Annotated in this window: 18 protein-coding genes; 10 read left to right on the top strand and 8 right to left on the bottom strand. The window is 69.6% G+C overall.

Translation table 11 applies throughout. From position 1 onward, the window contains the following. The first annotated feature begins 23 nt into the window (after positions 1 to 23). Both AAW51_RS15795 and AAW51_RS28235 read left to right on the top strand, forming a co-directional pair. On the top strand, positions 24 to 1,139 hold the full coding sequence (locus AAW51_RS15795) for a DJ-1/PfpI family protein (protein WP_047197893.1): 1,116 nt from the start codon (positions 24 to 26) through the stop codon (positions 1,137 to 1,139). 171 nt (positions 1,140 to 1,310) lie between these two features. Continuing rightward, complete coding sequence (locus AAW51_RS28235; protein WP_053013623.1) at positions 1,311 to 3,407, top strand: hybrid sensor histidine kinase/response regulator; 2,097 nt, start codon at positions 1,311 to 1,313, stop codon at positions 3,405 to 3,407. Between the two features lie 75 nt (positions 3,408 to 3,482). Here the strand turns inward: AAW51_RS28235 and AAW51_RS15785 are convergent, their stop codons facing one another. Together AAW51_RS15785 and AAW51_RS15780 are read right to left on the bottom strand one after the other, a co-directional pair. Further along, positions 3,483 to 5,006: a phospholipase D family protein gene (locus tag AAW51_RS15785; protein ID WP_083438331.1), complete on the bottom strand. Its 1,524-nt coding sequence runs from the start codon at positions 5,004 to 5,006 to the stop codon at positions 3,483 to 3,485. A gap of 175 nt (positions 5,007 to 5,181) precedes the next feature. Further along, positions 5,182 to 7,335 carry a sodium-translocating pyrophosphatase gene (locus AAW51_RS15780; protein ID WP_047195368.1) on the bottom strand — a complete coding sequence of 718 codons (2,154 nt, stop codon included), beginning with the start codon at positions 7,333 to 7,335 and terminating at the stop codon, positions 5,182 to 5,184. Between the two features lie 326 nt (positions 7,336 to 7,661). On the opposite strand from AAW51_RS15780, the gene ppa reads away from it, so the two are divergent. Together ppa and AAW51_RS15770 are read left to right on the top strand one after the other, a co-directional pair. After that, entirely contained in the window at positions 7,662 to 8,201 is a 540-nt protein-coding gene (gene ppa / locus AAW51_RS15775) for an inorganic diphosphatase (RefSeq protein WP_047195367.1), read from the top strand. Positions 8,202 to 8,424: 223 nt separating this feature from the next. Next, positions 8,425 to 9,084, top strand: a complete 660-nt coding sequence (locus tag AAW51_RS15770; protein WP_169788039.1) for a methyltransferase domain-containing protein — start codon at positions 8,425 to 8,427, stop codon at positions 9,082 to 9,084. A gap of 26 nt (positions 9,085 to 9,110) precedes the next feature. Here the strand turns inward: AAW51_RS15770 and AAW51_RS28230 are convergent, their stop codons facing one another. The 5 genes from AAW51_RS28230 to AAW51_RS15745 all read right to left on the bottom strand — a co-directional run bounded on the left by AAW51_RS28230 (position 9,111) and on the right by AAW51_RS15745 (position 15,605). Next, positions 9,111 to 9,692, bottom strand: coding sequence for a hypothetical protein (locus AAW51_RS28230; protein ID WP_053013619.1), 582 nt, complete (start codon positions 9,690 to 9,692; stop codon positions 9,111 to 9,113). A 155-nt stretch (positions 9,693 to 9,847) separates the two neighbouring features. After that, positions 9,848 to 11,017 (bottom strand): hybrid sensor histidine kinase/response regulator, encoded by a 1,170-nt coding sequence (locus tag AAW51_RS15760; protein ID WP_047195366.1) that lies wholly within the window; start codon positions 11,015 to 11,017, stop codon positions 9,848 to 9,850. Further along, positions 11,014 to 11,655 (bottom strand): chemotaxis protein CheB, encoded by a 642-nt coding sequence (locus tag AAW51_RS15755; RefSeq protein ID WP_083438329.1) that lies wholly within the window; start codon positions 11,653 to 11,655, stop codon positions 11,014 to 11,016. Before AAW51_RS15755 ends, AAW51_RS15760 begins: the two co-directional genes overlap by 4 nt. 6 nt (positions 11,656 to 11,661) lie before the next feature. Further along, positions 11,662 to 12,486: a CheR family methyltransferase gene (locus AAW51_RS15750; RefSeq protein WP_047195365.1), complete on the bottom strand. Its 825-nt coding sequence runs from the start codon at positions 12,484 to 12,486 to the stop codon at positions 11,662 to 11,664. A gap of 8 nt (positions 12,487 to 12,494) precedes the next feature. Next, a complete protein-coding gene (locus AAW51_RS15745) occupies positions 12,495 to 15,605 on the bottom strand; it encodes a response regulator (RefSeq protein WP_047195364.1) in 3,111 nt (1,036 codons plus the stop codon). A gap of 343 nt (positions 15,606 to 15,948) precedes the next feature. Here AAW51_RS15745 and AAW51_RS28225 point away from each other — a divergent pair, with 343 nt between their 5' ends. The 4 genes from AAW51_RS28225 to AAW51_RS15725 all read left to right on the top strand — a co-directional run bounded on the left by AAW51_RS28225 (position 15,949) and on the right by AAW51_RS15725 (position 21,109). Further along, the gene (locus AAW51_RS28225; protein WP_053013617.1) at positions 15,949 to 18,771 is read left to right on the top strand and encodes a hybrid sensor histidine kinase/response regulator; all 2,823 of its coding nucleotides are present in this window, start codon (positions 15,949 to 15,951) and stop codon (positions 18,769 to 18,771) included. 52 nt (positions 18,772 to 18,823) lie between these two features. Next, positions 18,824 to 19,699, top strand: a complete 876-nt coding sequence (locus AAW51_RS15735; protein ID WP_047195363.1) for an MBL fold metallo-hydrolase — start codon at positions 18,824 to 18,826, stop codon at positions 19,697 to 19,699. 150 nt (positions 19,700 to 19,849) lie between these two features. Continuing rightward, positions 19,850 to 20,350: a hypothetical protein gene (locus tag AAW51_RS15730; RefSeq protein ID WP_047195362.1), complete on the top strand. Its 501-nt coding sequence runs from the start codon at positions 19,850 to 19,852 to the stop codon at positions 20,348 to 20,350. A 222-nt stretch (positions 20,351 to 20,572) separates the two neighbouring features. After that, positions 20,573 to 21,109, top strand: coding sequence for a hypothetical protein (locus tag AAW51_RS15725; RefSeq protein WP_047195361.1), 537 nt, complete (start codon positions 20,573 to 20,575; stop codon positions 21,107 to 21,109). 49 nt (positions 21,110 to 21,158) lie between these two features. On the opposite strand, the gene AAW51_RS15720 is transcribed toward AAW51_RS15725, so the two are convergent. After that, positions 21,159 to 21,743: a hypothetical protein gene (locus tag AAW51_RS15720; protein WP_047195360.1), complete on the bottom strand. Its 585-nt coding sequence runs from the start codon at positions 21,741 to 21,743 to the stop codon at positions 21,159 to 21,161. Positions 21,744 to 22,036: 293 nt separating this feature from the next. On the opposite strand from AAW51_RS15720, the gene AAW51_RS15715 reads away from it, so the two are divergent. Continuing rightward, complete coding sequence (locus AAW51_RS15715) at positions 22,037 to 23,128, top strand: DUF1615 domain-containing protein (RefSeq protein ID WP_047195359.1); 1,092 nt, start codon at positions 22,037 to 22,039, stop codon at positions 23,126 to 23,128. 133 nt (positions 23,129 to 23,261) lie between these two features. After that, positions 23,262 to 25,547, top strand: a complete 2,286-nt coding sequence (locus AAW51_RS15710; protein ID WP_047195358.1) for an ATP-dependent DNA helicase — start codon at positions 23,262 to 23,264, stop codon at positions 25,545 to 25,547. Positions 25,548 to 25,746: the final 199 nt, after the last annotated feature.

Raw genomic sequence — 25,746 nt, 5'->3', positions numbered from 1 at the left:
GATGGGCGCTGATCGGGGCGAGTATGGCAGCGCTGGCACTGGCAGGCTGCAGCGCCGGCGCAAAACTGCCGCCGAGCCAGGACGACCCGGCCTTGCTCGAGCATGAACAGCAGGTCTTCGTCGACGCCTTGAAGCCGCGCCGTGCCGGCCGGCCGGTGGTCGTGGTGCTCGCGCTCAACGAAGGCACCGAAACGACCGATCTGCTGCTGCCGCATGCCGTGCTGCAGCGTGCCGGGGTGGCCGATGTGCAGGTCGTCGCGCCGCGCCGCGGCCCGGTGGGCCTCTATCCTGCGCTGGAAATCGAGGCCACCCAGGATCTCGCCGGCTTCGACCGGACATACCCCTCAGGCGCCGACTACGTGATCGTTCCGGCCATGCACACCGACGACGACCCGACGGTGACGACCTGGCTGCGGCGGCAAGCCGAGCAAGGCGCCCGCGTGATCGGCATCTGTTCCGGGGCCCGGGTGGTGGGCCGCGCGGGGTTGCTCGACGGGCGCCGCTTCACCGGGCACTGGTACGACCGCGGCAAGCTGCGCCGGCGGCACCCCGGCGCGACCTACGTGCCGCATCGGCGCTATGTGATCGACCACGGCGTCGCCACCACCACCGGCATCACCGCTTCGGTGCCCACCAGTCTGGCGCTCGTCGAGGCGATCGGCGGCCGGGAGAAGGCCCGGGCCGTGGCCGCGCTGCTCGGCGTCACATCCTGGAGCCCGGCGCACGACAGCACGTCCTTCGGTCTCGATGCCCCCCGCATGTGGCGCTACCTGCTCAACAAGGCCCGGTTCTGGGGCCACGAGCGATGGAGCGTCGAGGTACAAGACGGTGTCGATGACATCGCGCTGGCGCTGGCCGTGGACGCGTGGTCGCGCACCGGCCGTGTCAGCGTCGAGGCCTCGGCTGCGAACGCGGTCACGCTGCGCAGCGGCTTGCGGCTCTCGGCGCGTCCGGCGGGTCGGCTCACGCAGCGCCTGCCGTTGGCGCCGGACCTCGCGCCCGCCGCGCAACTGGACCGCAGCTTGTGTGAGATCGCCGAGCGCTACGGAGCCTCCCGGCGCGACCGGGTGATGTTGGAGATGGAATATGCGGGCGACCCGGTGCGGGGCAGCACCTGCGAGCCCTCCACCGGCGACTAGAACAACGGAACACTCCTGCGCCCGCGACCTGGCCGGGCGCCGGCGCTCGAGCGTGCACACGGGGCGGAAGAGGGAACGGCTGTTGCTGGTCAACAGGGCAGCGGCGGGCAGAATCGATCGGTGTCCTGGGCCGCGAGTTGGAGCCGTTTGCCCGTCGTTCTCGTCCCCACCATGCCTTCTGATTGTTCGCTCGCGCCTGACTTTCGTGCCTTGTTCGAGGCGACGCCGGCGTCCTGCCTCGTGGTGGCACCCGACTTCCACATCGTGGCGGTCACCGACGCCTACCTGGCGGCCACCAGCCGCGTGCGCGCTGAATTGTTGGGGCGCCACATCTTCGACGCGTTTCCCGACAATCCAGACGACCCGGCGTCCAGCGGCGTGAAGAATCTGCGCAGTTCGCTGGAGCGGGTGCTGCGCGACGGTGTTCGCGACACGATGGCGATCCAGAAGTACGACATTCCGGTGGTCGACGACGAGACTTTCGAGGAGCGTTACTGGAGCCCCGTCAACACCCCGGTGTTCGACGCGCAAGGCCGCCTGACCCACGTCATCCACCGCGTCGAAGACGTCACCGAGATCGTGCTGGCCGAGAACCAGGCACTGGCGGACGCCGCCACCATCGCCGCACAGGCTGTCGAGATCCGTGCCGCCAACCAGAGCCTGCGCGATAGCGAGCAGCAGGCGTTGGAGATCGCCCGCCAAGCGGAAGCCGAACGACAGCGCCTCGATGCGGTGTTGGACGCCGCGCCGGTCGGCATCCTGGTCGCCGACCGCGACGGCAGGATCGTGCGGACCAACCCTGCCAACGCTGAAATCTGGGGCGTCCCACGGCCTCAGCCCGGCGATGTCTTCGCGGAGGTGGTGTCGCAAGGCCAGTGGGCGGACGGTTCCCCACGGCAAGGAGAGCCGCTGCAAGCCGATGAGTGGCCGCTGGCGCGTGCGCTGCGGGGCGAGCGCGCGCGGGCCATGATCGAGGTGACCCTCGCCGGAGCTGCGCCCGAACGCCGCACGGTGCTGGCCTCGGCAGCGCCGATCGTCGACACCCAGGGGCGCGCGGTCGGCGCCGTGGCGGCTGTGATGGATGTCAGCGAACGCGTCAGGGCGGAGCAGGCCTTGCGCGAGGCGGACCGGCGAAAAGACGAGTTCCTGGCCATGCTGGCGCACGAGCTGCGCAACCCCTTGGCACCCATCAGCTCGGCCGCGGCGCTGCTGGCGATGGGGCGGCTGGACCATGAGCAAGTGAGGCGCATGAGCGAGATCGTCGAGCGCCAGGCCCGACACCTGGCAGGCCTGGTCGACGATCTGCTCGACGTGTCGCGCATCACGCGCGGCCTGATCACGCTGGACATGGCCCTGCATGACGGAACGCGGGTGCTCCAGGAGGCGGTCGAGCAGGTCCGGCCGCTGCTGGAGGCCAGGCAACATCGACTGACCGTGCAAATGCCGAGCGATCCGGTGCAACTGATCGGCGACCGCAAGCGGGTGGTTCAGGTGTTGACCAACTTGCTCACCAATGCCGCGAAGTACACGCCGCCGGAGGGCGACATCAGCGTCGTGATGGTGACCGACGGCGCGCAGCTGGTGATCAACGTGACGGACAACGGCATCGGCATGGAGCGGGAGTTCCTCACGTCTGCGTTCGACCTGTTTTCACAGGCACATCACACCGCGGACCGGTCCCAGGGCGGCCTCGGCATCGGGCTGGCGGTGGTCAAGCGTCTGGTCGAACTGCACGGCGGCAGCGTCGCTGTGCACAGCGACGGCCCGGGCCAGGGCAGCCGCTTCACGGTGCGGCTGCCGCTGGTGCAGGCGCTGGACGAGCGCGGTGGCCGCGGTCCCGCACCGGCGCCGGGCGTGCCCTCGGCGCGCAGCTTGAAGGTCATGGTGGTCGATGACAACGTCGACGCGGCGGGCACCCTGGGCATGCTGGTCGAAGCGCTGGGTCACCGCGTGACGGTCGAATGTGGGCCCCGCAAGGCGCTGAAGCAGGCGGAGCATGAGGACGTCGACGTGTTTCTGCTGGACCTGGGGCTGCCCGACATCGACGGATTTGAACTGGCGCGCCGGCTGCGCTCGCATCCGCGTTCGGCCGGCGCCGCGCTCGTCGCGGTGAGCGGCTACGGCCAGGCGCAAGACAAGATCTGTGCATTGGAAGCCGGCTTCGACTACCACCTCGTCAAGCCGGCAGACCCGGGTGAACTGGAGCGGGTCTTGGCTGAGATCAGCCTTCGCCGCGGCGAACCTGCGCCGCACCGGCCGACCTTTTGAACGGGGGCCGGGCGCCCCCGCTAGGCCTGCGCCCCGGCATCGGTGCACGTGAGCCTTGAGGCCAAGCCGGCCGCCTCACAGCAAGCCTTCGATTGGCAACCATGACAGCAGTCGCACGGTCAGCCGACGTACCAGGCCCGCTTTCGGTTCCCTGTCGTGCCGAACGGGACCCGCGTCCGTCTCTTCGATCCATTCGAGACCACCGCCGTCATCGCGCAGACGCACTTCGTAGGCGCGCTGGCCGAGGTCCGAGTCGAGCTTTTTCGAGATCGTCGACGCCAAGGCCGGGCTTTCGATCACGAGGCCCATCTCGGTGTTGAGGTGGATCGAGCGCGGGTCCAAATTGAACGAGCCGACGAACACCCGCTCGCGGTCCACCGCGAAGGTCTTCCCGTGCAGGCTGGCGGCCGAACTGCCCAACGCCCGGCGCACGCCCTGGCCGGTCGCCTTGGGTGCCGGAGCGGGGTCGGGCCGGAGTTCGTAGAGGCGCACGCCGGCGCGCAACAGGGCCTTGCGACGCTTGGCGTAGCCGGCATGGACGGCCGCGACGTCGGTGGCGGCCAGCGAGTTGGTGACCACGCGCAGCTGCACGCCCTGGCCCGGATAACGCGCCAGGGCCTCGGTGCCGGCGTCGCCGGGCACGAAATAGGGCGACACCAGGTCGAGTTCACGGCGGGGTGTGCCCATCGCCTGTGTGATCTGCGCCAGCAGCAGCTGCGGCTCGGCCACCGTGCGCTCGACCTTCGCGGGTGGGTCGTAGACCACCCGGACGGGGACCCACTCCAAGGCCAGCTCCCGCGCCAGCATCTGTTCGACGAACCGGGTGCGCTGCACCGCGGCCAGGTAGGCGAGTGCGTCGGGAGAACTCTGCAGCGCGGCCCATCGCTGCGCTTGCGCCTGTGCTGCTCCGGGAGGCGCCGCGGCGATGATGTAGTCGGCCGGATACGACGACGGGCTGTTCCAATAGAGGTCGAAGGCCTGTGCCACGTCGCGTGCCACCGTGCCGACGCCGAGCACGTCGAGATCGGCGAAATCGAGCTGCGGGTCGGCACCGAAGTAGGCGTCGCCGATGTTGCGGCCGCCGACGATGGTGGCCTGGGTGTCGGCCGTCAGCGACTTGTTGTGCATGCGGTGGTTGAGCCGCCGGAAGTCGGTCAGATAGCCCAGCAGCTTCCACCGGCGCAGCCGGAACGGGTTGAACAACCGGACTTCGATGTTCGGATGGGCGTCCAGCACCGCCAGGTCGGGGTCGAGCCCGGCGATGCCGTTGTCGTCGAGCAGCAGCCGGACACGCACACCACGTTCGGCTGCGCGGCGCACCTCGTCGAGCAACAACTGGCCGGTGGTGTCGGGGTGCCAGATGTAGTACTGGATGTCGAGCGAGCGCTCGGCGGCCCGTATCAGCGAGACGCGCGCAGCGAAGGCGTCGTGGGGCGCCACCAACGTAAAGATGCCGCTGTGTCCGGGACGGCCGGGGTCGAGTTGCCGGACCGCGCGCCCCAACGCGGTGTCCGCCGTCTCGACCCAGGCCGTCGTGACCGGGCGGCTGTCGTCGAGAGGGGGCAGCGAAGTGCAGCCCAGCGGCACGGTGGCCAGCATGGCGGCCGCGGCCGCGCGCGTCCTGCGTCCGGCGCGCGGGGGCAGGGCTGGGGTGTCGTTTCGTTGCCGCGTCAAGCCATTTCACCCCGCATCCCGGGCCGCTCCAACGCACCGGTCGGCGTCTTGCCGATGAGGGGGAGAACGCGCGTCGCCCCCATCTGTCGGCCCGTCCAGCTCAACGCGACGCCGGCTCGACGGCCGCGACGGCGGCCACGGGAGCGGCGACCGCAGCAGCCACCGGTGCCGCCGTCGGCGCCTCCGCGCGGGTCGCGACGATGCCGGCGGGCAGCAAGGGCACGATCAGCAGCGCGACGATGTTGATGATCTTGATCAGCGGGTTGACCGCCGGGCCCGCCGTGTCCTTGTAGGGGTCGCCCACGGTGTCGCCGGTGACGGCCGCCTTGTGTGCGTCCGAGCCCTTGCCACCGTGGTGCCCTTCTTCGATGAACTTCTTGGCGTTGTCCCAGGCCCCGCCGCCGGTGCACATCGAGATCGCGACGAACAAGCCGGTGACGATGGTGCCCATCAACAGCCCACCCAACGCCGCCGGCCCGAGGATCATGCCCACCAGGATGGGCACCACCACCGGCAGCAGCGACGGCACGATCATCTCCTTGATCGCGGCGCTGGTCAGCATGTCGACCGCGACGCCGTACTCGGGCTTGGCGCTGCCGTCCATGATGCCGGGGATGGTCTTGAACTGGCGCCGCACCTCCTCGACCACGCTGCCCGCCGCACGGCCCACCGCCTCCATCGCCATCGCGCCGAACAGGTAAGGGATCAGCCCGCCGATGAACAGGCCGACGATCACCATGTGGTTGGACAGGTCGAAGCTCACGCTCATGCCCCGGTCCTCCAGCGCATGGGTGTAGTCGGCGAACAGCACCAGCGCCGCAAGCCCCGCGGAGCCGATGGCGTAGCCCTTGGTCACGGCCTTGGTGGTGTTGCCCACCGCGTCGAGCGGGTCGGTGATGGCACGCACGCTGGCGGGCATCTCGGCCATCTCGGCTATGCCACCGGCGTTGTCAGTGATCGGGCCGTAGGCATCGAGCGCGACCACGATGCCGGCCAGGCTCAACATCGAGGTCGCCGCGATCGCGATGCCGTAGAGGCCCGCCAGCATGAACGACGAGATGATGGCGGCGCAGACGAAGAGCACCGGCCAGGCGGTCGACTTCATGCTGACACCCAGGCCCGCGATGATGTTGGTGCCATGCCCCGTGGTGGAGGCATTCGCCACATGCTTGACCGGTGAATAGTCGGTGCCGGTGTAGTACTCAGTGATCCAGACCAGCAGCGCGGTCAGGAGCAGGCCGACCACCGCGGCGCCGAACAATCGCAGCTGGGTGCCGCTGGCGTATACCGCGTCGTCCGGTATGGCCGCACGCGTGATGAAGAAGAAGCCGATCAGCGAGATCACGCCTGAGACGATCAGGCCGCGGTACAGGGCCGCCATCACGTTTTTCATCGCCGGCGTCGCCTTCACGAAGGCGCAGCCGATGATGGACGCGATGATCGAGAACCCGCCCAAGGCCAGCGGGTAGACCGCCGCCTCGAGCGGGAAGCGGGTCACCATCAAGGCGCCCAGCACCATGGTGGCGATCAGCGTCACCGCATAGGTCTCGAACAGGTCGGCGGCCATGCCGGCGCAGTCGCCCACGTTGTCGCCGACGTTGTCGGCGATGACCGCCGGGTTGCGCGGGTCGTCTTCGGGGATGCCGGCCTCGACCTTGCCGACCAGATCGGCGCCGACGTCGGCTCCCTTGGTGAAGATGCCGCCGCCGAGGCGCGCGAAGATCGAGATCAACGACGCGCCGAAGGCCAGGCCCATCAGCGGTCTCAGCACGTGGGACAGGGGCACCGCGTCGGGCGCACGCGCGGTGAGGTACCAGAAGAAGCCACCCACGCCGAGCAGGCCCAGGCCCACCACCAGCATGCCGGTGATGGCGCCGCCGCGGAAGGCGACAGCGAGCGCATCGTTGATGCTGCGCGTGGCGGCTTGCGCAGTGCGCACGTTGGCGCGCACCGACACGTTCATGCCTATGAAGCCGCAAGCGCCCGACAGCACGGCGCCCACGACGAAGGCCACCGCGGTGGTTGTGTCGATGAAGATGGCGATCAGCACCGCCAGCACCACACCGACGATGGCGATGGTGCGGTACTGACGGGCCAGGTAGGCAGCCGCACCCTGTTGGACGGCTTGTGCGATCTCTTGCATGCGGGCGTTGCCCGCGTCTTGGCGGAGGATCCAGCTGCGCGACACGAAGCCGTACAGCACTGCGGCAAGGCCGCAGACGAGCGCAAAATAAAGCGCCAAAGAGGTCGACATGAGGCGGTCTCCTTCCTAGAGATGATCTACATGGAAATGAGCGACGCGCCTGGGTCTGCTGCCCGGTCGCGCGCTGATGCTACGGGAAGGGCGCAGCAGCCGCAATCGCGGTGTGCCTGTGTTTAGGGCCTGTTAACACTATGGGAGGGCTCATAACTGATATCACCCACAGGGCCGGTGCCTGCAAGGCACCGGCGCGAGCCCTCCCATAGTGCTAACAGGCCCTAGGGCAGTTCGCCGCCGCGGCCGCGGGCAAGCCCGTACAGGGCGGGGGCAGGCGAGCCGGTACACTGCGGGTTTTCCCTCGCCAACATTGCACGAGCATCATGAGCCTCCACAACGTCACCCCCGGCGCCAAGGCGCCTGAGCAGTTCAACGTGATCATCGAGATCCCGATGAATGCGGATCCGATCAAGTACGAAGTCGACGAAGACAGCGGTGCGCTGTTCGTCGACCGTTTCATGGGCACGGCGATGCACTACCCGTGCAACTACGGCTACATTCCGCAGACGCTGGCGGCCGATGGCGACCCGGTGGACGTGCTCGTGATCACACCGTTCCCGCTGATCCCCGGCGTGGTGGTGACCTGCCGCCCGATCGGCATCCTGAAGATGGAAGACGAAGCCGGTGGCGACTCGAAGCTGCTGGCGGTGCCCATCGACAAGATCCTGCCGATCTACAAGCACTGGCAGAAGCCGGAAGACCTGAACGAGCTGCATCTGCACCGCATCAAGCACTTCTTCGAGCACTACAAGGACCTCGAGCCCGGCAAGTGGGTCAAGGTGCAGGGCTGGGAAGGCCCGGAGTCGGCCCGCGAGGAAGTGCGCAGCGGGATCGAGGCCTTCGGCAAGTCCGGCAAGAAGTGAGGGCGGCGCCGGCAACGGCGCGCTTGCAACCGCGGCCGGCCCCGGCCAGCGCGGTGGACCGAGAGGCCGGCCTTTGCCGGCCTTTTTCATGTGCAGTCGTCTCGCTGGGTGGCAGTGCGAGGGCGACCTCTTGCGCCGCCGCGACGCGGGGCCGAAGCGGCGGCAGGCCAGGACGCCGCGCATCGTTCTTGCCCTGCCATCCCATCCTCTACCTGACCCGAGCATGGAACACCGCCCACTGGACGCCGACCCGACCCCAAGCCCGCTTGCAACGCCAGTCGACGGCCGCTGGCGCCGACGGCTGGCGTGGATGCGCCGGGTGGCGTCACAGTGGATGCGTCGCCAGCTGGGCCTGCCGGTCGTGATCGACACGGCAGACCGGCAGGTGCTCGAAGGCACGATCCTGCCGCACTATGCCAACCGGGCCGACGTGCAGCGCGTGTTGTTCGTCGGCACTCGCTGGTACACCCAGGCCTACGAGGCGCGCTTCGCCCATGCCTATTACGCGACGCTGGACATCGACCCGCAAGCCGCCCGCTACGGCAGCCGGCAGCATCACGTCACCGCCTCGGCCAGTGAGGCCGATCGCCATTTCGAGCCGAACAGCTTCGACCTGATCGTCTTCAACGGCGTGTTCGGCTGGGGGCTGAACGCGCGTGACGACGTGGAGGCCGCGGTGCGTGCCTTTGCGCGCTTGCTGCGCGCCGGCGGCGAACTGGTGGTGGGCTGGAACGACGTGCCGCGCTACCGGCCCTTTCCCTTCTCGGAGGTGCTGGCGCTGCAGGCCTTGCAGCCGCTGTATTTCGCCCCGCTGCACACGCAGGTGTTGCAGCTGGAGACCGACAACCGCCATCGCTTCGAGTTCTTCCGCAAGCCGGGCTGACCGCCTCGCGCAGCGCGTCCCGAGCTTCAGCGCCTTCCGAGCGAACCGCCGGGTCGGCTGCTGCTGCCGTAGTCCCTGGCGCTGCCGTCTTGCGGAAGACCTCCGGGAGGGGCTTCGCCGAGCACCGGCAGGTCCGTCAGCGCGCGCTCGTTCAGTTCGCGTTCGCGTGCCACCTCTTCCGGCCCGAACGGTGGCGCGGACGGGTCCCAGCCGGTCCAGCCGCGCTGGCGCCATGCTTCGCTGCGGGCGTGGATGTCGACCACGCCGTGGCGGTGCAGGATGTCGAGTGCAGTGCCGGCCTGGGCTTCGCCCTCGGTTCGCACCGTCAGCACCAGGCTGCCCCGCCGCAATGCCTCGTTGTAGAGCTCGGCGTGCTCGCTGGGCCCTGACCAGTCGCCCACCAGCGAGCGGAACAGATCCCCGATGGTGTCGGCGACGGAATTGCTGCGCGCAACCGACTCGGCGACGCTGTCCTGGCGTTCCGCCAACTCTCCGCGCGAGCTGGCCAGGCGCAGTCGGTCGGCGGCAAAGCCGCTCTTGAGCAGGTCGTCGTGCGCCTCATGAGCGGCTTCGGCGCGGTCGAACACACCGACGAGAACTTGTTGCATGGCGATCCTCCTGTGCTGTCGCGGCCGGGGCGGCCGTCCCAGCGACCCTGGCAACTCGCGCTCCTGCGAGGGCCGCGGTTTGCACCAGGCCCGGCCAGCAGCCGGCCGCCCGGCAAAACTTGCGGCGCTGCGGTAAAAGCTGCCGGGGCGTGGACTCAGGCGAACAAGGAGGGCGGCACCCCCAGCTGGGGCAACGGCGGCGGTGCGCCGGCTTCGCGCTCTTTCTGGCTCGCCGCGTGGCCGTCGCGGGGTATCGTGACCCACACGGCCGTGCCGCGTTGCGCACTCGAGGTGGCCTGTACCGAACCATGGTGGGCCTTGACGAACTGATCCACGATGTACAGGCCGAGCCCGAGGCCCGGGGTGTTCTCGTGCGGCGCGCTCCTGAAGGGCTCGAACAGCAGGTCCATGGCCTCCTCGGGGATCACCCCGGGGTTGTGCACGCGCACCTGCAGCGTGTCGTCGTGACGCCCGTCGAGCACCACCTGCACCGCGCCGGCGCTGTCGCCGTGCTCCAGGGCATTGCCGATCAGGTTGGACAGCACCTGGGCCATGCGGTCGGTGTCGAAGCTGCCGCGCGTTTCGCCGTGCACCGTCAGCTCGACCCGGGTGGGCCGTGCCGGGTCTTCGAACTCGGCGCAGATCTGCTCGCAGACGTCGCGCATGTCGGCCTCCTGAAGCTTCAGGCACATCGCGCCGGAGCGCAGCCGCGACACGTCCAGCAACTGCTCGATCATGCGGGACATGCGGGCGCTGCTCGACTTGATGCGCGTGGCGGCCGCCCGCGCGACGTCGTCGCTGGCGACCCGCAGCAGGATCTCTGCGCCCATCCGCACCGCCGACAGCGGCGTGCGCAGGTCGTGGCTGAGCACCGCGGTGAACATCTCGTTGATCTGCAGCGCCTGGCGCAATTCGGCCATCTGTGCCGCCAGTTGGCGCTTTTGTGCATGCAGCTCGACGAACACCTTGACCTTGCTGAGGATCACCTGGGGGTCGATCGGCTTGTGCAGAAAATCGACGGCGCCGGCCTCGTAGCCGCGGAAGGAGCGTTGCTGGTCTTCCGGCTCGGCCGTGACGAAGATCAGCGGCACATGGCTGGTGCGGGGGGAGCCGCGCATCAGCTCGGCCAGCTCGAAACCGTCCATCTCGGGCATGCGCACGTCGACCAGCGCCACGGCGACGTCGTGCACCAGCAGCAGTTCCAGCGCCTCCGGCCCGCTGCGGGCTTTCAGCACCTGCAGGCCGGAACGGCCCAACAGCGCTTCCATCGCGACCAGGTTCTGCTCAATGTCGTCCACGACGAGGATACGGGTGTCGGCGTTCATGATGAGATGCTACGCAAAACGTTGTCGGGAGGCACAGGGGCCTGTGTCGTGAGACCGGCCAGCGTGTGGGCGATGGCGGTGAGGCTCAGGATGGCGTCGGCGCCGGCCGCTTTCAGGGCCGCCGCGGGCATGGTCGGGACTTGCGCATCGGCGGGGTTCTGCACCCAGGCCTGCCCACCGGCCTTGCGCACGGCCCGCAGGCCCTGGCTGCCGTCGCTGCTGGCACCGGTCAGCACGATCGCAAGCAAGCGGCTGCCGTAGGCCGCCGCCGCCGATTCGAACAGGGGGTCGATCGCAGGGCGCGAGAAGTGCACCGGCGCGTCGACCGACAGCGCGACGCAAAAATCGGGTTCGACCAGCAGGTGGTAATCGGGCGGCGCCAGGTAAACCGTGCCGGGGCGCAGCGGCTGCTTGTCCTGCGCTTCGACCACCGGCAGTGCGCAGCGGGCGCCGAACAGCTGCGCCAGGTGGTTGGCACGTTGCGGCGGCACGTGCAGCACCACCAGCACGGGTGCGCCGAAGCCGGGCGGCAGCGCGGCTAGCAGCAGACCCAGCGCCTCGACGCCGCCGGCCGACGCGCCGATCACGACGGCGTCGACAGGCCGCGGCGGCGTGAGGTCGGGGGGCACACTCGTCATGATGTGTCAGCGCCGCCGGTAGATGCGCTGGTCCGGCAACCATTCCTCGAACGCTTCCTGGTGCGAAGTGAAACGTAGCGTCTCCTTGGACCCCAGGCCCAGGAAGCCGCGTCGCACCAAAGCGTCCTTGAACAGACCGATGGCCCGGTCTTGCAGGTTGCGGTTGAAATAGATCAGCACGTTGCGGCAGGACACGAGATGCACCTCCGAGAAGACGTGGTCGGTGGCCAGGCTGTGGTCGGCGAACACCACACGCGAACGCAGCTGCCGGTCGAACACGGCCGCGTCATACGCGCTCACATAGTAGTCCGCAAGCGACGCCTTGCCGCCGGCGAGCCGGTAGTTGGTGCTGAACTGCGCCACCCGGTCGAGCGGATAGACGCCCGCCTCTGCGGTGCGCAAGGCCTCTGGGTTGATGTCGGTGGCGTAGAACACGGTGCGCGGCAGCAGCCCTTCCTCTTGGAACAGGATGGCCAGCGACCACAGCTCCTCGCCGCTGCTGCAGCCGGCGACCCAGACCTTGACCGAGGGGTAGGTCCGCAGCTCCGGCACCACCTCTTCGCGCAAGGCCCGGAAGTAGGCCGGATCGCGGAAAAAATCGCTGAGCTGGACGGTGAAGTACTGCAGCGACTGCGCGAACACCTCCGGCTGGTGCAGGATCTTGTCCTGCAACTGTGACAGCCGCTCGCAGCCGAAGCGCTCCATCGCCTGCTGCATGCGCCGCCGCAGCGACGCCACCGCATAGTCGCGGAAATCGTGCTGGTACGTCAGGTAGATGCCCTGCAACAGCAGCTGGATCTCGATGTCGAAGAGGCGGCTGTCGTCGTCCATTCAGGGCCTCACTTGCGGATCCAGACCCGGCACAGTGACACCAGCCGGTCGACGTCGATGGGCTTGGCGATGTAGTCGTCGGCGCCGGCTTCGATGCAGCGCACGCGGTCGTCCGGCATGGCCTTGGCGGTCAGCGCGATGACCGGGAGCTTGGCGAGTTCGGGCCGCGCGCGCAGCTCGCGGATCGCGCTCAGGCCGTCCATCTCCGGCATCATGATGTCCATCAGCACCAGGTCGACGTCGTTGCCATCGCCCAGGCGCTGCAGGGCCTCGCGGCCGTTGCGGGCGATGCGCAGGGTGGCCCCGAGGGGTTCCAGCACGCTCGACAGCGCGAACACGTTGCGCACGTCGTCTTCGGCCAGCAGGATGGTGCGCCCGTCGAGCACCACGTCGCGCTGGCGCGCCTGTTTCAGCAGCCGCTGCTGGTCGGGCGGCAGGGCCGACTCGACGCTGTGCAGGAACAGCGTCACCTCGTCCAGCAGCCGGTCGGGCGAGCGTGCACCCTTGATGATGATCGAGCGCGAATAGCGCCGCAGCCGTTGTTCCTCGTCGGCGGTCAGCTCGCGCCCGGTATAGACGATGACCGGCGGGAAGGCGTAGTTGTCGCCCGTCGCCATCTGGCTCAGCAGGTCGAAGCCGGTGCCGTCGGGCAGGGCCAGGTCGGTCACCATGCAGTCGAAGGTCTGCCCGGCCAGCTGCTCCAGTGCCTCTTTCACGGTGCCGACCGTGGTGATGTGGGCCTGGCCGGTGCTCAGCAGCAGCTTCAGGTTGTCGCGCAGCCCCGGGTCGTCCTCGACCACCAGCACCTGCCGCACCTGCTGCTGCAGCTTGTCTTCGATCTTGCGGATCGCGCCGACCACGTCGTCACGTCCGACCGGTTTCAGCGCATAGCCGATCGCGCCGAGTTCGAGCGCGGTGTGGGCGCGGTCGTGCAGCGAGATCATGTGCACCGGGATGTGGCGCGTCAGCGAGTCGCGCTTGAGCTGTTCGAGCACGCCGAGGCCGGACTGGTCGGGCAGCCCGATGTCGAGCAGGATGCCGCTCGGCTGCAGTTCCCGCGCCAGCTGCAGCCCCTCGGCGCCGTGATGTGCCATCACGCAGTCGAAATCCAGCTCGTGCGCCATGTCGTAGAGCACCTGGGCAAAGCGCACGTCGTCCTCGATCACCAGGATCAAGCGGTGCGCCCGGGTCCGGCGGCCCCGGTCATCCTGCGGTACCGGCCGGGGCGCCGGCACCGGTCCGGGCAGGGGCAGCACCGGCTCCGGCGCCGGGGCCGGGGCGAGTCGCTGGGGCACCGGGGCGGGCGGGGGGCCGGGGCGCGCCTGGCCTTCGACGGGCGGCTGCCAGGCGACCGGGATGTCGAGCGTGAAGGTGCTGCCCTGGCCGGGCGTGCTGTCGAGCAGGATCTCGCCCCCTAGCAAGTGGGCCAGCTCCTTCGAGATCGACAGGCCCAGGCCGGTGCCGCCGTACTTGCGGCTGGTCGATCCGTCGGCCTGGCGGAAGGCCTCGAAAATCACGTCGCGCTGGTGCGGGGCGATGCCGATGCCGGTGTCGCGCACGGCAAAACCCACCCGGCCGGGCGCGCGCGCCCCGATCGACAGCACCACCTCACCGCGCTCGGTGAACTTGAGGGCGTTGGAGAGCAGGTTCTTCAGCACCTGCTGGAGCCGCTGCGCGTCGGTCAGCAAGGTGGCCGGTGCGGTGTCGGCGGTCTCGATGCGGAACGCCAACCCCTTGTTCTGTGCGATCGGCGAGAAGGTGTCGTTCAAACGCTGCACCAGGCCGTCGACCCCGACCGCTTCGGCATGCACTTCGACATGACCCGCCTCGATGCGCGACAGGTCGAGGATGTCGTTGATCAGGGTCAGCAGGTCGTTGTTGGCGGCGTGGATGGACTGGGCGTAGCGCACTTCCTCGGCGTCGAGGTGGCCCAGCTTGTTGTCCGCCAGCAGTTTCGACAGGATCAGCGCGCTGTTCAGCGGCGTGCGCAACTCGTGCGACATGTTGGCCAGAAACTCCGACTTGTGCCGGTTGGCCGTTTCCAGCTGTTGTGCGTTCATCTCCAGCGCGCGCTTGACGACCAGCAGGTCTTCTTTCTGCCGCTCCAGCCGCTGGGTCTGTTCTTCGAGCTGGACGTTGGTCTGCTCCAGCTCGGCCTGCTGCACTTCCAGCCGGGCCTGCGACTCCTGCAGTGCGCGCGACTGTTCTTCCAGTTCCTCGTTCGAAACCCGCAGCTCTTCCTGCTGGGCCTGCAGTTCCTCGCTCTGGCGCTGGGTTTCCTCCAGCAACTCGACCAGACGCTCGCGATAGAGCGCCGAACGCAGCGCCGCCCCGATCGGGTCGGCGATCTTGAGCGCCAGCTGGCGGATCGCGTCGCCATTCGCGGTGGCGGAGACGAAACCGAGTTCGATCACGGCGACCACACGCCGGTCGGCCTTCATCGGCGCGATCAGCAGCGAGCGCGGGGCACCCTGGCCGAGTGCGGAGCTGACCTTCAGGTAGTGCTCGGGCAGGGGGTCGATCAGCTGCAATTCGCCGTCGCGGGCCGCCTGGCCAGACAGGCCCTGGCCCAGATCCAGCCGCTCCGGCGGCATGGCGGCCGGGTCGCACGAGTAGGTGGCGGTGCGCAGCAGCGCCTGACCTTCGAGCCGGTACAGCACCCCGACACTCGCGCCCAAGTAGCGCGCCAGTGTGCTCAGTGCCGCCTCGGCGACCTCGGCACGGTTCTGTTCGCCGACCAGCGCCTGTGACAGCTGCGCTTCGCCGCCGTTGACCCACAACTCGACCTGGTCGGCCTGGCGGTCGCGCAGGGTGCGGGCCACCAGCAGTGCGACGGTCCACATCGCCACCAGGCCCATCAGGCGGTTGAGGAGCGCGATCCAGACGTCGCTGCCGGGCGGCGACAGGAAAATGCCGAGCCCGGTCATGATCGTGGCCGCCGCCGCCATCAGCAAGGGCACGTCGGCGCGCGGCTGGAACAGGCACAGCGCCAGCGGCACCAGGTAGAGCAGCCATTCGGCGATCCCCAGCTTGGTGAAGGTGTCGATCGCGAAGATGGCGGCCACGGCCCCCGCCAGCAGGATGTAGGTCAGACGACGTTGCGTATCGGCAGATTGCATGGTGAAGACGGTCGGGCTGGCCGAGGCGGATCTGCCACGGCCAAGCCCCCGGGATTCTTACAGTGCTGCAGGGGTAATTTGTAAGCGGACGCTGTTCCCGCGTTTTGGGCACGCTCGCGCACAATCCGGGCATGCACGCCCGCTCCATCGCCTCGCCTTGCTCAGTTCTCCCCGACACCGTCGCCGGCGCGGCTGGCCGGCGGCAGACCCGCTGGTCGCGACGACGCTTACGCGTGCGCCCGCGGTCCGGTGGCAAGGTGTTCGGCTTGGCAGGGCCTGCCGGGCAGGTTTCCGAGGTCCGGGCCTTGCCCTCAGGGGCGGCGCCGGTTGGCGGGACGGTGGCGTGACGGCGCTGGTCGCCGGCGGAGGGTTCGTCCGCAGGGGCCGCAGCGTTCCGCTGCGGCGGCGCCTCGTGTTGCTGGCCGTGGCGGCCATCCTGCCGCTGGCACTGGCGTCGGGCGTCGGTTTGAAGGCGCTGGTCGATCAGCAGCGCCTGAAAGCGCAGAGCGCAGGGCTGGACCTGAGCCGCGCGCTCGCCACCGCGGTGAACGCCGAATTGCGCCGTTCAATGGCGGTGGCCGAGGCGTTGTCCGCGTCGCCGCTGATCGAGGCCGACAACCTGGTCGCCTACCACGCGCTGCTGGAACGGGTGCTGAGCACGCAGCCCGATTGGCGCGGGTTGCTTCTGTCCGACCCAGACGGCACCGTGCTGCTGCGCACCGGCACGCCGTACGAGCCGGGCGCGGCCGGTACGCTGGCCGAGCGCGACAGCTTCGATGCGGCCGTGCGCACACAGCTGCCGACGGTCGGCTACCTCGCCAGGGGGCCGCAGAGCGAGTGGGGCATCGCGGTGCGCCTGCCGATGTTGCGCGGCGGGCGGCTGCAGTACGTGTTGTCGGCCGTGCTCAAGCCGGAGGCCGTGCTGCGCGTGGTGCAGCGCCAGCGTGTGCCGCAAGCGTGGGTGGTGGCGGTGTTCGACGGGCGCGGCCTGTGTGTCGCTCGCTCCCGCGGGCACGAGCGCTCGCTGGGCCAACGCCCGTCGCCGACGCTGCAAGGCTTGCTCGCCTCGCGCGAGGACGAAGGCATGGGCGCGACGCGCACGCTCGAGGGCGAGATGGTCTACACGGCTTATGTGCGGTTGCCCGAGACGGGCTGGACGGTGGCCGTCGGCACGCCGACCGCCGAAGTCGATCGCGAGGCCTCGCGCGCGCTGCAGGCCTACGGCGGCGGCCTGTTGCTGTCGTTGCTGCTGGGCGGCCTGACCGCGCTGGCGCTGGCGCGCAGCATCAACCGCCCGATCGACGAACTGCGCAAGGCGGCGGTTGGGTTGGGGCGTGGCGAAACGCCGCAGCTGCCGGCGTCCAACCTGATCGAGGTGCAGGCGGTGGCTGATGCGCTGGAAGCCTCGGCGCGCCAGCGGGCCCGCAGCGAAGCGGAGCGGGAAAGCCTGCTGAGTGCCGAGCGCGCGGCCCACGCGGCGGCCGAGCGGGCCCGCGAGCGGCTCGAACTGCTGGCGTCGGCCGGCACCGCGCTGTCCGGCTCGCTCGAGCCGCAGGCCACACTGGCCGCGGTGGCCGCGACCCTGGTGCCGGCCGTCGCCGACGGCTGCCGGGTAGAACTGCTGGGCGCCAAGGGGGAGGTGCTGCGCTCGCTGACACACCACCGCGACGACGCCTTGCGGCGCCGCTTCGAGGCGGCGGTGGGCACCTCGCGGCTGCCCGCGCAAACCATCGGCTCGATGGCATGGGCGGCCGCCACCGGCCGGTCCTTCGATGCGCACTTCGATTCCGAACAGGCGCTCGCGAGCATCCCCGACCCGGTGATGCAGCGGTTCGCGCGCGAGGTCGGCGTGCGGGCCTATTTTGTCGTCCCATTGGTCGCGCGTGGCCGCACCATCGGGGTGGTCGCGGTGATCCAGGCCGATTCTGAGCGCAGCTTGGGCGCCGAAGACCGCGCACTGATCGCCGAGCTGGCGCAGCGCGCGGCACTGGCACTCGACAACGCCCGCCTGTACGCCGAGGCCGAGGCGGCGCGCGAGTCGGCCGAATCGGCCAACCGTGCCAAGGACGAGTTCCTCGCCATGCTGGGCCACGAACTGCGCAACCCGCTCGCCCCCATCGTCACCGCGCTGCATTTGATGCGGATGCGGCGCGACGACCACAGTGCGATGGAGCGCGGCATCATCGAACGCCAGGTCGCCCACCTGTCGCGGCTGGTCGACGACCTGCTCGACGTCTCGCGCATCACGCGCGGCAAGGTGCAACTCGATTGCGCCGTGCTCGACCTGCGCAGCGTGGTCGACCGTGCGCTCGAGCTGATACAGCCGGCGCTCGCCGGACGCCAGCGCGGCATCGAGGTGGTGGTGCCGCGCGAGCCGGTGTGTGTCAACGGCGACGCGGTGCGGCTGACGCAGGTGTTGTGCAACCTGCTGACCAACGCGATCAAGTTCACGCCCGGCGACGGGCGGATCGCGCTGCGCGTCACACCGCTGGGCGGGGCCGTCGAGGTCAGCGTCGACGATAGCGGTGCCGGCATTGCGCCGCACCTGCTGGAGCGGGTGTTCGACCTGTTCGTGCAGGGCGAACAGGCGTTGGACCGTCGGGCCGGTGGCCTCGGGCTGGGGCTCGCCATCGTCAAGGTGTTGGTCGAGATGCACGGCGGCAGCGTCAGTGCGATGAGCGCCGGGGCGGGGCAGGGCAGCCGTTTTGTGGTTCGCCTGCCGACCGTGGTGGAACTGCCGGCGCTGGCCGACCCCGCGGCGGCGGCGGGCGACGCGGCCCGCGCGAGCGGACGGGTGCTGCTGGTCGACGACAACCTCGACGCCGCGGCGGCGCTCGAGGTTGCGCTCACCGAGGTGGGCTACGAGGTCAGGACCGCGGCTGACGCAGACGCGGCCCTTGCGACGCTCGCGCAGTTCGATGCCGACGTCGCCGTGCTGGACATCGGCTTGCCCGGCATGGACGGGTATGAGCTGGCCCGTTTGCTGCGCGACGATCCTCGTCACCGCCACGTGCGCCTGGTGGCCCTGACCGGTTATGGCCGTGAGCCCGACCGCCAGCGCGCCTTGGCCGCCCACTTCGACGAGCACCTCGTCAAGCCGGCACCCGTGCCGCGCTTGCTCGCGTTGCTGCGGGAGTTGATCGCCCGGGCACCGAATGCCACGTGACGGCCCGGCGTGACGATTGCTGCTGGGCCTGCAATGCAATCGGGAGCCCGGCATGCGTGTCCACCACCTCAACTGCGTCTCGACCTGCCCGCTGGGCGGCCGGCTGATGGACGGCCGCTCGCCGTCGGTGCTGCAGCGGGGGCAGCTGTGCTGCCACTGCTTGCTGCTCGAGACGGGCGCCGGACTGGTGCTGGTGGACACCGGGCTGGGGCTGCGTGACGTGGCACAACCGCGCAGCCGCTTGAGCGGGTTTTTCCTGGCCCTGCTGAGCCCGGACTTTCGCGAGGAGATGACCGCGGTGCGCCAGATCGAACGCCTCGGGTTCCACCCCGGCGAGGTCCGCCACATCGTGCTCACCCATCTCGATTTCGACCACGCCGGCGGCCTCGACGACTTCCCGCAGGCGCAGGTGCACCTGTTGCAACAGGAGCGCGATCACGCGCTGATGCAGAAGACCTGGCTCGATCGGCAGCGCTTTCGGCCCCAGCAGTGGTCGAGCCGGGACCGCTGGCGCGTCTACCCGTTACGGCACGGCGAGCGCTGGTTCGGATTCGATTGCGTGCGCCAGCTTGACGGCTTGCCACCGGAAATTCTGCTGGTGCCGCTGCTGGGGCACACCCATGGGCACGCCGGCGTTGCCATCCAGCTCGCGCACACCTGGCTGCTGCAGGCGGGCGACGCGTATTTTTATTATGAGGAGATGGATCTCGACGGGCCGCGCTGCACGCCGGGGCTGCGCTTCTACCAGACCCTGATGGAGAAGGACCGGCGTGCCCGGCTCGACAACCAGGAGCGCTTGCGAGGACTGCTGCGGCGCCGGGACGCGTCCACGGTCGAGGTCTTCTGCGCCCATGACCCCACCGAGTATGAGCGTTTGTCGGGGCGCACCTTGCGCATGCCTGCGGAAGAGGCGGTGGGGCCGGTGTAGGCATCGGCCGACGGTTGGCGTTGCGGCACGCCGACGCCCGGGCACGTGGAGGCCGACAGTCGGGCTGCGCCGGCTGTGCCTAGACTGCCGCGACAACCATGCCGGTGGGGCAACTGCTTCGCCAGGCGAACTCACCACAAGGAGCCTTCAATGAACGTTTCAACCCTTCGACGCCATCTCCGCGCCCCAGGCCTGATGCTGTCTGCCGTCCTGATCGCCGCCTCCGGCGTGCACGCGGCCGACACCGATGCCCAGAAGCGTTATCAGGCCGAACGGGCGGCCTGCGAAAGCGGCAAGTCGCACCAGGACCGCACCACCTGCCTGCGCGAGGCGGCGGCGGCCCGCGGCGAGGCCCGCCGGGGTGCCCTGAACGACCGTAGCGCCCGCTACGAGGAAAACGCCCGGATGCGCTGCAACGCCTTGCCCGAGCAGGACCGGGCCGACTGCCGTGCACGCCTGTCCGAGGGCACCACTTCGGGCAGCGTCGAGGCCGGCGGCGTTTACCGCGAACACCGGCAGATCATCCAGCACGAAGCCCCGGCGACCGGTACGTCGCCTTCCGGCACCTCGCCCTCCGGCACCCCGCCCTCCGGTACGCTGACTGCGCCTGCGCCGGCACCCACCTCGACGCCGGGGCGCACGGCCCCCTGAACGGCCTTGCGCTGACGCCGCTGCCGGCATGGCCGGCGGCCGGCCAGGCCTGGCCCGGCCCTGGGCGCGGCGGGCCGCGGCCGGCCCGACAGCGGTAGGCTGCGTCCTACGCCCACGTCGTGCGCCGTCCGATCCCGCGGCCGGTCCCGGCGCGCTGCAATACACCTCAGCGGCCTCCTGCCGCGCTTGCCCGCCAGGGCAATGACTTGAAAGGAGAACGGTATGCACAGCAATCAATCGACGGGCGATCGGCATTCGAAGGGCAGCGCCAACCGTGACCCGATCACTGGCGCACCGGGCGCGCACCCGGTGGGCACCGGCGTCGGTGCCGCTGCAGGCGGCATGGCGGCGGGCGCAGCGGTGGGCACCGTGGCCGGGCCGGTCGGCACGGCCATCGGTGCGGCCGCCGGCGCCATCGTCGGCGGACTCGCCGGCAAGGGCGTAGCCGAGCGCATCGATCCGACCATCGAAGACGATTACTGGCGCGACAACTACGCCGACCGCCCCTATGTGGCCAAGGGCTCGAGCTACGATGATTTCGGCCCGGCTTACCGCTATGGCGTCGACAGCTACGACGAGCATGCCGGCCGCAGCTGGGACGAAGCCGAGCCGCACCTGGCACGCGGCTGGGACGATGCCCGCGGCCGCTCGCGTTTGTCGTGGGAGCAGGCCAAGCACGCGACGCGCGACTCGTGGCACCGCCTGAGCGACCGGATGGAACGCGCGATGCCGGGTGACGCCGACCACGACGGGCATTGAGTTCGGGGTCGACCGGAGGGCGCGGCGTGGTGTCGCTGCGCCGCCGGTCTCAGCCCCGCTGCACGGCCAGCACGCGGTACTCGCCGGTGTCCTTTTTGTAGACCATCGCACGCGTGATCGTGTAGCCGCCACCGGCCGACGGCGACGCGATGCAGAGCATCGAGGCCGTGCGGCCGCTCTTGGCACGCCGCTTGTCATCCATCACGCCGAACACATAGTCGCCCACTTCGCCTCCAGTGGCATGTTCGGCCAACAGCTGAACGTCCGCTTCTTCCTTGAGGGCGTTCCACGCATCGAGGCAGGGTGTGGTCCGGTCGGACCGTTCGGCGGTACAGACATGCGCGGCCGTCGTGTTGCCGCCGGCGCGCTGGTAGACCCCCATGATGCAACCGGTGAACTCGCCGCTGATCACTTCCTGGCCGCCGGTGTCGGTCTCCGCGGTCTCCCATTGCACGTAGGGCAACACCCGGACCCGCTCGCTGCCGGCGGCTGGCGGGGCGGCGAAGGTGATCACGTTGCCCGACAGCACATTGCGCTGCAGGCGCCAGCCCATTTCCCCTGCGGGCTGCTGGCTGGTCAGAACGGTTGACAGTCCCTCGATCAGCACGCCCTTTTGAATCACGTCCTTGAGCACGTCTTTTCTCCTGCTCAGCCGCCCCGGTGAGTGTGGTCGGCTGAAGAACCTCGATGGATGGAATGCGCACCGCTGTCGCGGCCACAGACCGCAGGTACGTCGCTGAGCGTCGCGCGCTGGATACCGCCGAGCCATGCTAGCGGACGGGGGACCGTCGACGATCCCCTAGCATTAGGGGCGTGACCGTTCAATCGCAGTGGGGCATGTCAGCATTTACACGGGGTACCGGTGAGCAACCGAGGTCAGGCGCGCCGGAGGCGCGGTACAGAGGGAGAACGGCGGCACTCGCCGCATTGGCTTTGGCCGCCGTGCTGGTCGGCTGCGCCAGCGGCGACCGCAGCGCTGCGCCGGCCCCGCTCCCGCCCGCCGACGCGCGTGCGCTGATCGTGTCCTTGCTGCCGCCGGCCACGCCGGACCGCACGGGCTGGGCGACCGACATCCACGCCGCGTTCAGCGCGCTGCAGATCGACACCACTCCCGAGCACGTGTGCGCGGCGCTGGCCGTCATCGAGCAGGAATCGACCTTCCGGGTCGACCCGCCGGTGCCGCGGCTGCCCGACATCACCTGGCAGGAGATCGACCGACGCGCCGAGCGGCTGGGCGTGCCCCGGCTGGTGGTGCGCGCCGCGCTGCAGCTGTCGTCGCCCGACGGGCGCAGCTATGCCGAGCGCATCGACGCGGCCCGTACCGAAAAGGACCTGAGCCGCTTGTTCGAAGACTTCATCGGCATGGTGCCCCTCGGCCGGCGTTTGTTCGGCGGCTACAACCCGGTGCGCACGGGGGGGCCGATGCAGGTCAGCATCGCCTTCGCCGAGCAGCAGGCGGACGACAATCCTTACCCCTATCCTGCCGCCGACGGCATCCGCGCCGAAGTCTTCACACGCCGGGGCGGGCTGTATTTCGGCATTGCCCATCTGCTTGATTACCCGGCAGCTTACGACCGCCCCCTGTATCGCTTCGCCGACTTCAACGCCGGGCGCTACGCCAGCCGTAACGCGGCCTTCCAGCAGGCGCTCTCGACCGTGACGGGCATCCCTCTCGCGCTGGACGGTGACCTGGTGCGACATGACGACGATGGCGACGGTAAACCGGGCGCCACCGAAAGCGCCGCGCTGTCGCTGGCAGAGCGGCTCGACCTCAGCCCTGGCGCGGTGCGCGATGCCCTGGCGCAAGGCGGTGGCGCCGGGTTCGGCGAGACCCGCCTGTACCGCCGCGTCTTTGAACTGGCCGAACGCCAGCAAGGCAAAGCGCTGCCGCGTGCGGTGGTGCCGCGCATCAAGCTGCAAAGCCCGAAGATCCAGCGCAAGCTGACGACAGAGTGGTTCGCCACACGGGTCGACGAGCGATACAAGCGCTGCCTGGCGCGCCGCGGGGTGGGGGCTTGAACCGTGGCCCATCGTAAGGGGCCGGGTGGAAGCAATGGGGCGCGACGACCCGGGCGGCTGGGCCAGGCGGCGATAATGCGGGCGCCGGCCTGCTGGGCTCGGCGCTCCCGCCGCTGCCCGCCCCACCTTGCCCTTGAAGTACCTCGTCGCCGTTCGCAGCTTGTGCGAATTCACTGCGAAACAGGGTGATCTCGACCTGCGCTTCACGCCGTCGCCGTCGGCCCAGGAGGGCATCGCCGGTCACGCGCTGGTCGCGTCGCGTCGGCCCGCCCACTACCAGTCGGAAGTGAGCCTGAGCGGCGACTACCGCAACCTCACCGTGCGCGGGCGCGCCGACGGCTACGATCCCGAGCGCCGGGTGGTCGAAGAGGTGAAGACCTACCGGGGCGACCTGGCCCGCATGCCGATGAACCATCGGGCGCTGCACTGGGCGCAACTCAAGGTCTACGGCTGGTTGCTGTGCCAGCAGCTCGGGCTGCCCGAAGTCGAGCTCGCGCTGGTCTATTTCGACATCGGCACCCGCGATGAAACGGTGTTGACCGAGCGGCACTCGGCCGACGCCTTGCGGCGCTCGTTCGACCAGCAGTGCGAGGCGTTTCTGGCCTGGGCCGAGCAAGAGCTGGCGCACCGCGCCCGCCGCGATGCTGCGCTGGCGGCACTGAGCTTCCCCCACCCGGCGTTCCGCCCCGGCCAACGGCCGCTGGCCGAGGCCGTCTACAAAGCCGCCAGTGGCGGGCGCTGCCTGACCGCGCAGGCGCCGACCGGGATCGGCAAGACCGTCGGGACCCTGTTCCCCTTGCTCAAGGCCTGCCCGGGGCAGGCGCTGGACAAGGTGGTGTTTTTGACGGCCAAGGGGTCGGGCCGGCAGCTTGCGCTCGATGCACTGGACTTGATCACATCGGCCGCGCCTGTGCCGCTGGGCTTGCGCGTGCTCGAGCTGGTGGCGCGCGACAAGGCTTGCGAGCATCCCGACAAGGCCTGCCACGGCGAGTCCTGCCCGCTCGCGCAAGGCTTTTACGACCGTCTGCCCGCGGCCCGCGCGGCGGCGCTCGGTGTCGCGCGGCTCGACCGCGCTGCGCTGCGCGAGAGCGCGCTGGCGCACCGCGTTTGCCCCTACTACCTGGGGCAGGAGCTGGCGCGCTGGGCCGACGTGGTGGTGGGCGACTACAACTACTACTTCGACACCGCCGCGTTGCTGCATGGCCTTACGCTGGCCGAAGGCTGGCGCGTGGCGGTGCTGGTCGACGAAGCGCACAACCTGGTCGAGCGCGGGCGCAAGATGTACAGCGCCGAGCTGCACCAGGCCGGTTTGAGGCAGGTGAAACGGACGGCGGTGCCGGCGGTGAAGCGGGCGCTCGACGCGCTGGGCCGGTGCTGGAACGCGCTGAACCGCGCGCAAGGTGTTGCCTACCAGGCCTACGACGCAGTGCCGGAACGCCTGCTGGCCGCCCTGCAGAAAAGCGTCGCTGCGATCGGCGAGCACTTCGCCGAGCAACCAGCCGCGGTGGACCGGGGCCTGCAGGACTTCTATTTCGACGCGCTGCACTTCCTGCGGCTGGCCGAGCAGTTCGGCGACCATTCCCTCGTCGACCTCACGCTGGACAGCCACCCCGCCCGCCCGGGGGCGCGGCCCGCCTCGGTGCTGTGCCTGCGCAACGTCGTGCCGGCTCCGTTTCTCGGCCCCCGCTTCGCGGCCGCGCGCAGCGTGGCACTGTTCTCGGCCACGCTGAGCCCATCGCACTACTACCGCGACATGCTGGGCCTGCCCGCGGACACCGTCTCGATCGACGTCGAATCGCCGTTCAACGCCGAGCAGCTGGACGTGCGCATCGCCAGCCACATCTCGACGCGCTGGCGCGACCGCGACCGCTCGGTGGCACCGATCGTCGAGCTGATGGCCGCCCAGTACGCCGGGGCGCCGGGCAACTACCTCGCCTTCTTCAGCAGCTTCGACTATCTGCGCCAGGTGGCGGCCGCGCTGGCCGTCGCGCACCCCGACATCCCGCAGTGGGCGCAATCGCCCCACATGACCGACGCGGCCCGCGAGGCGTTTCTGCAACGTTTCACCGCCGACGGGCGTGGCATCGGCTTCGCCGTCCTCGGCGGCAGTTTCGGCGAAGGTGTCGACCTGCCCGGACAACGCCTGGTGGGCGCCTTCGTCGCGACACTGGGCCTGCCCCAGTTCAATCCGGTCAACGAGCAGATGAAGCGCTGTGTCGGTGCGCTGTTGGGATCGGGCGAGCAGTACACCTATCTGTACCCCGGGCTGCAGAAGGTGGTGCAGGCTGCCGGCCGGGTCATCCGCACGCCGTCGGACCAGGGGGTGGTCTACCTGATCGACGACCGCTATGCGCGCGCGGAAGTGCGTGCACTGCTACCGGGGTGGTGGAAGCCGAGGCGCGCTAACGCCGGCGGCTGAAACACGGCTCGCGGCGGGTGCAGGGCGTCGTCCGGTCGCGGGGCTACGACACCTGCGGCGCGCCGCGTTCACGCCGTGCCCACCGCTCGTGCCGGTGTTTTTCCAGCCATGAATCGCAAGGCGACGCCCGGCTAGCCCTGCTGGCGCTGCGGTTGCCTTTACACCCCTTCCACACGTCGATAGCATGGTCCGCTCGAAA

The sequence above is a fragment of the Caldimonas brevitalea genome (assembly GCF_001017435.1).
GTDB lineage: Bacteria > Pseudomonadota > Gammaproteobacteria > Burkholderiales > Burkholderiaceae_C > Caldimonas > Caldimonas brevitalea.
This window is presented reverse-complemented; position numbering and strand designations above follow the sequence as displayed.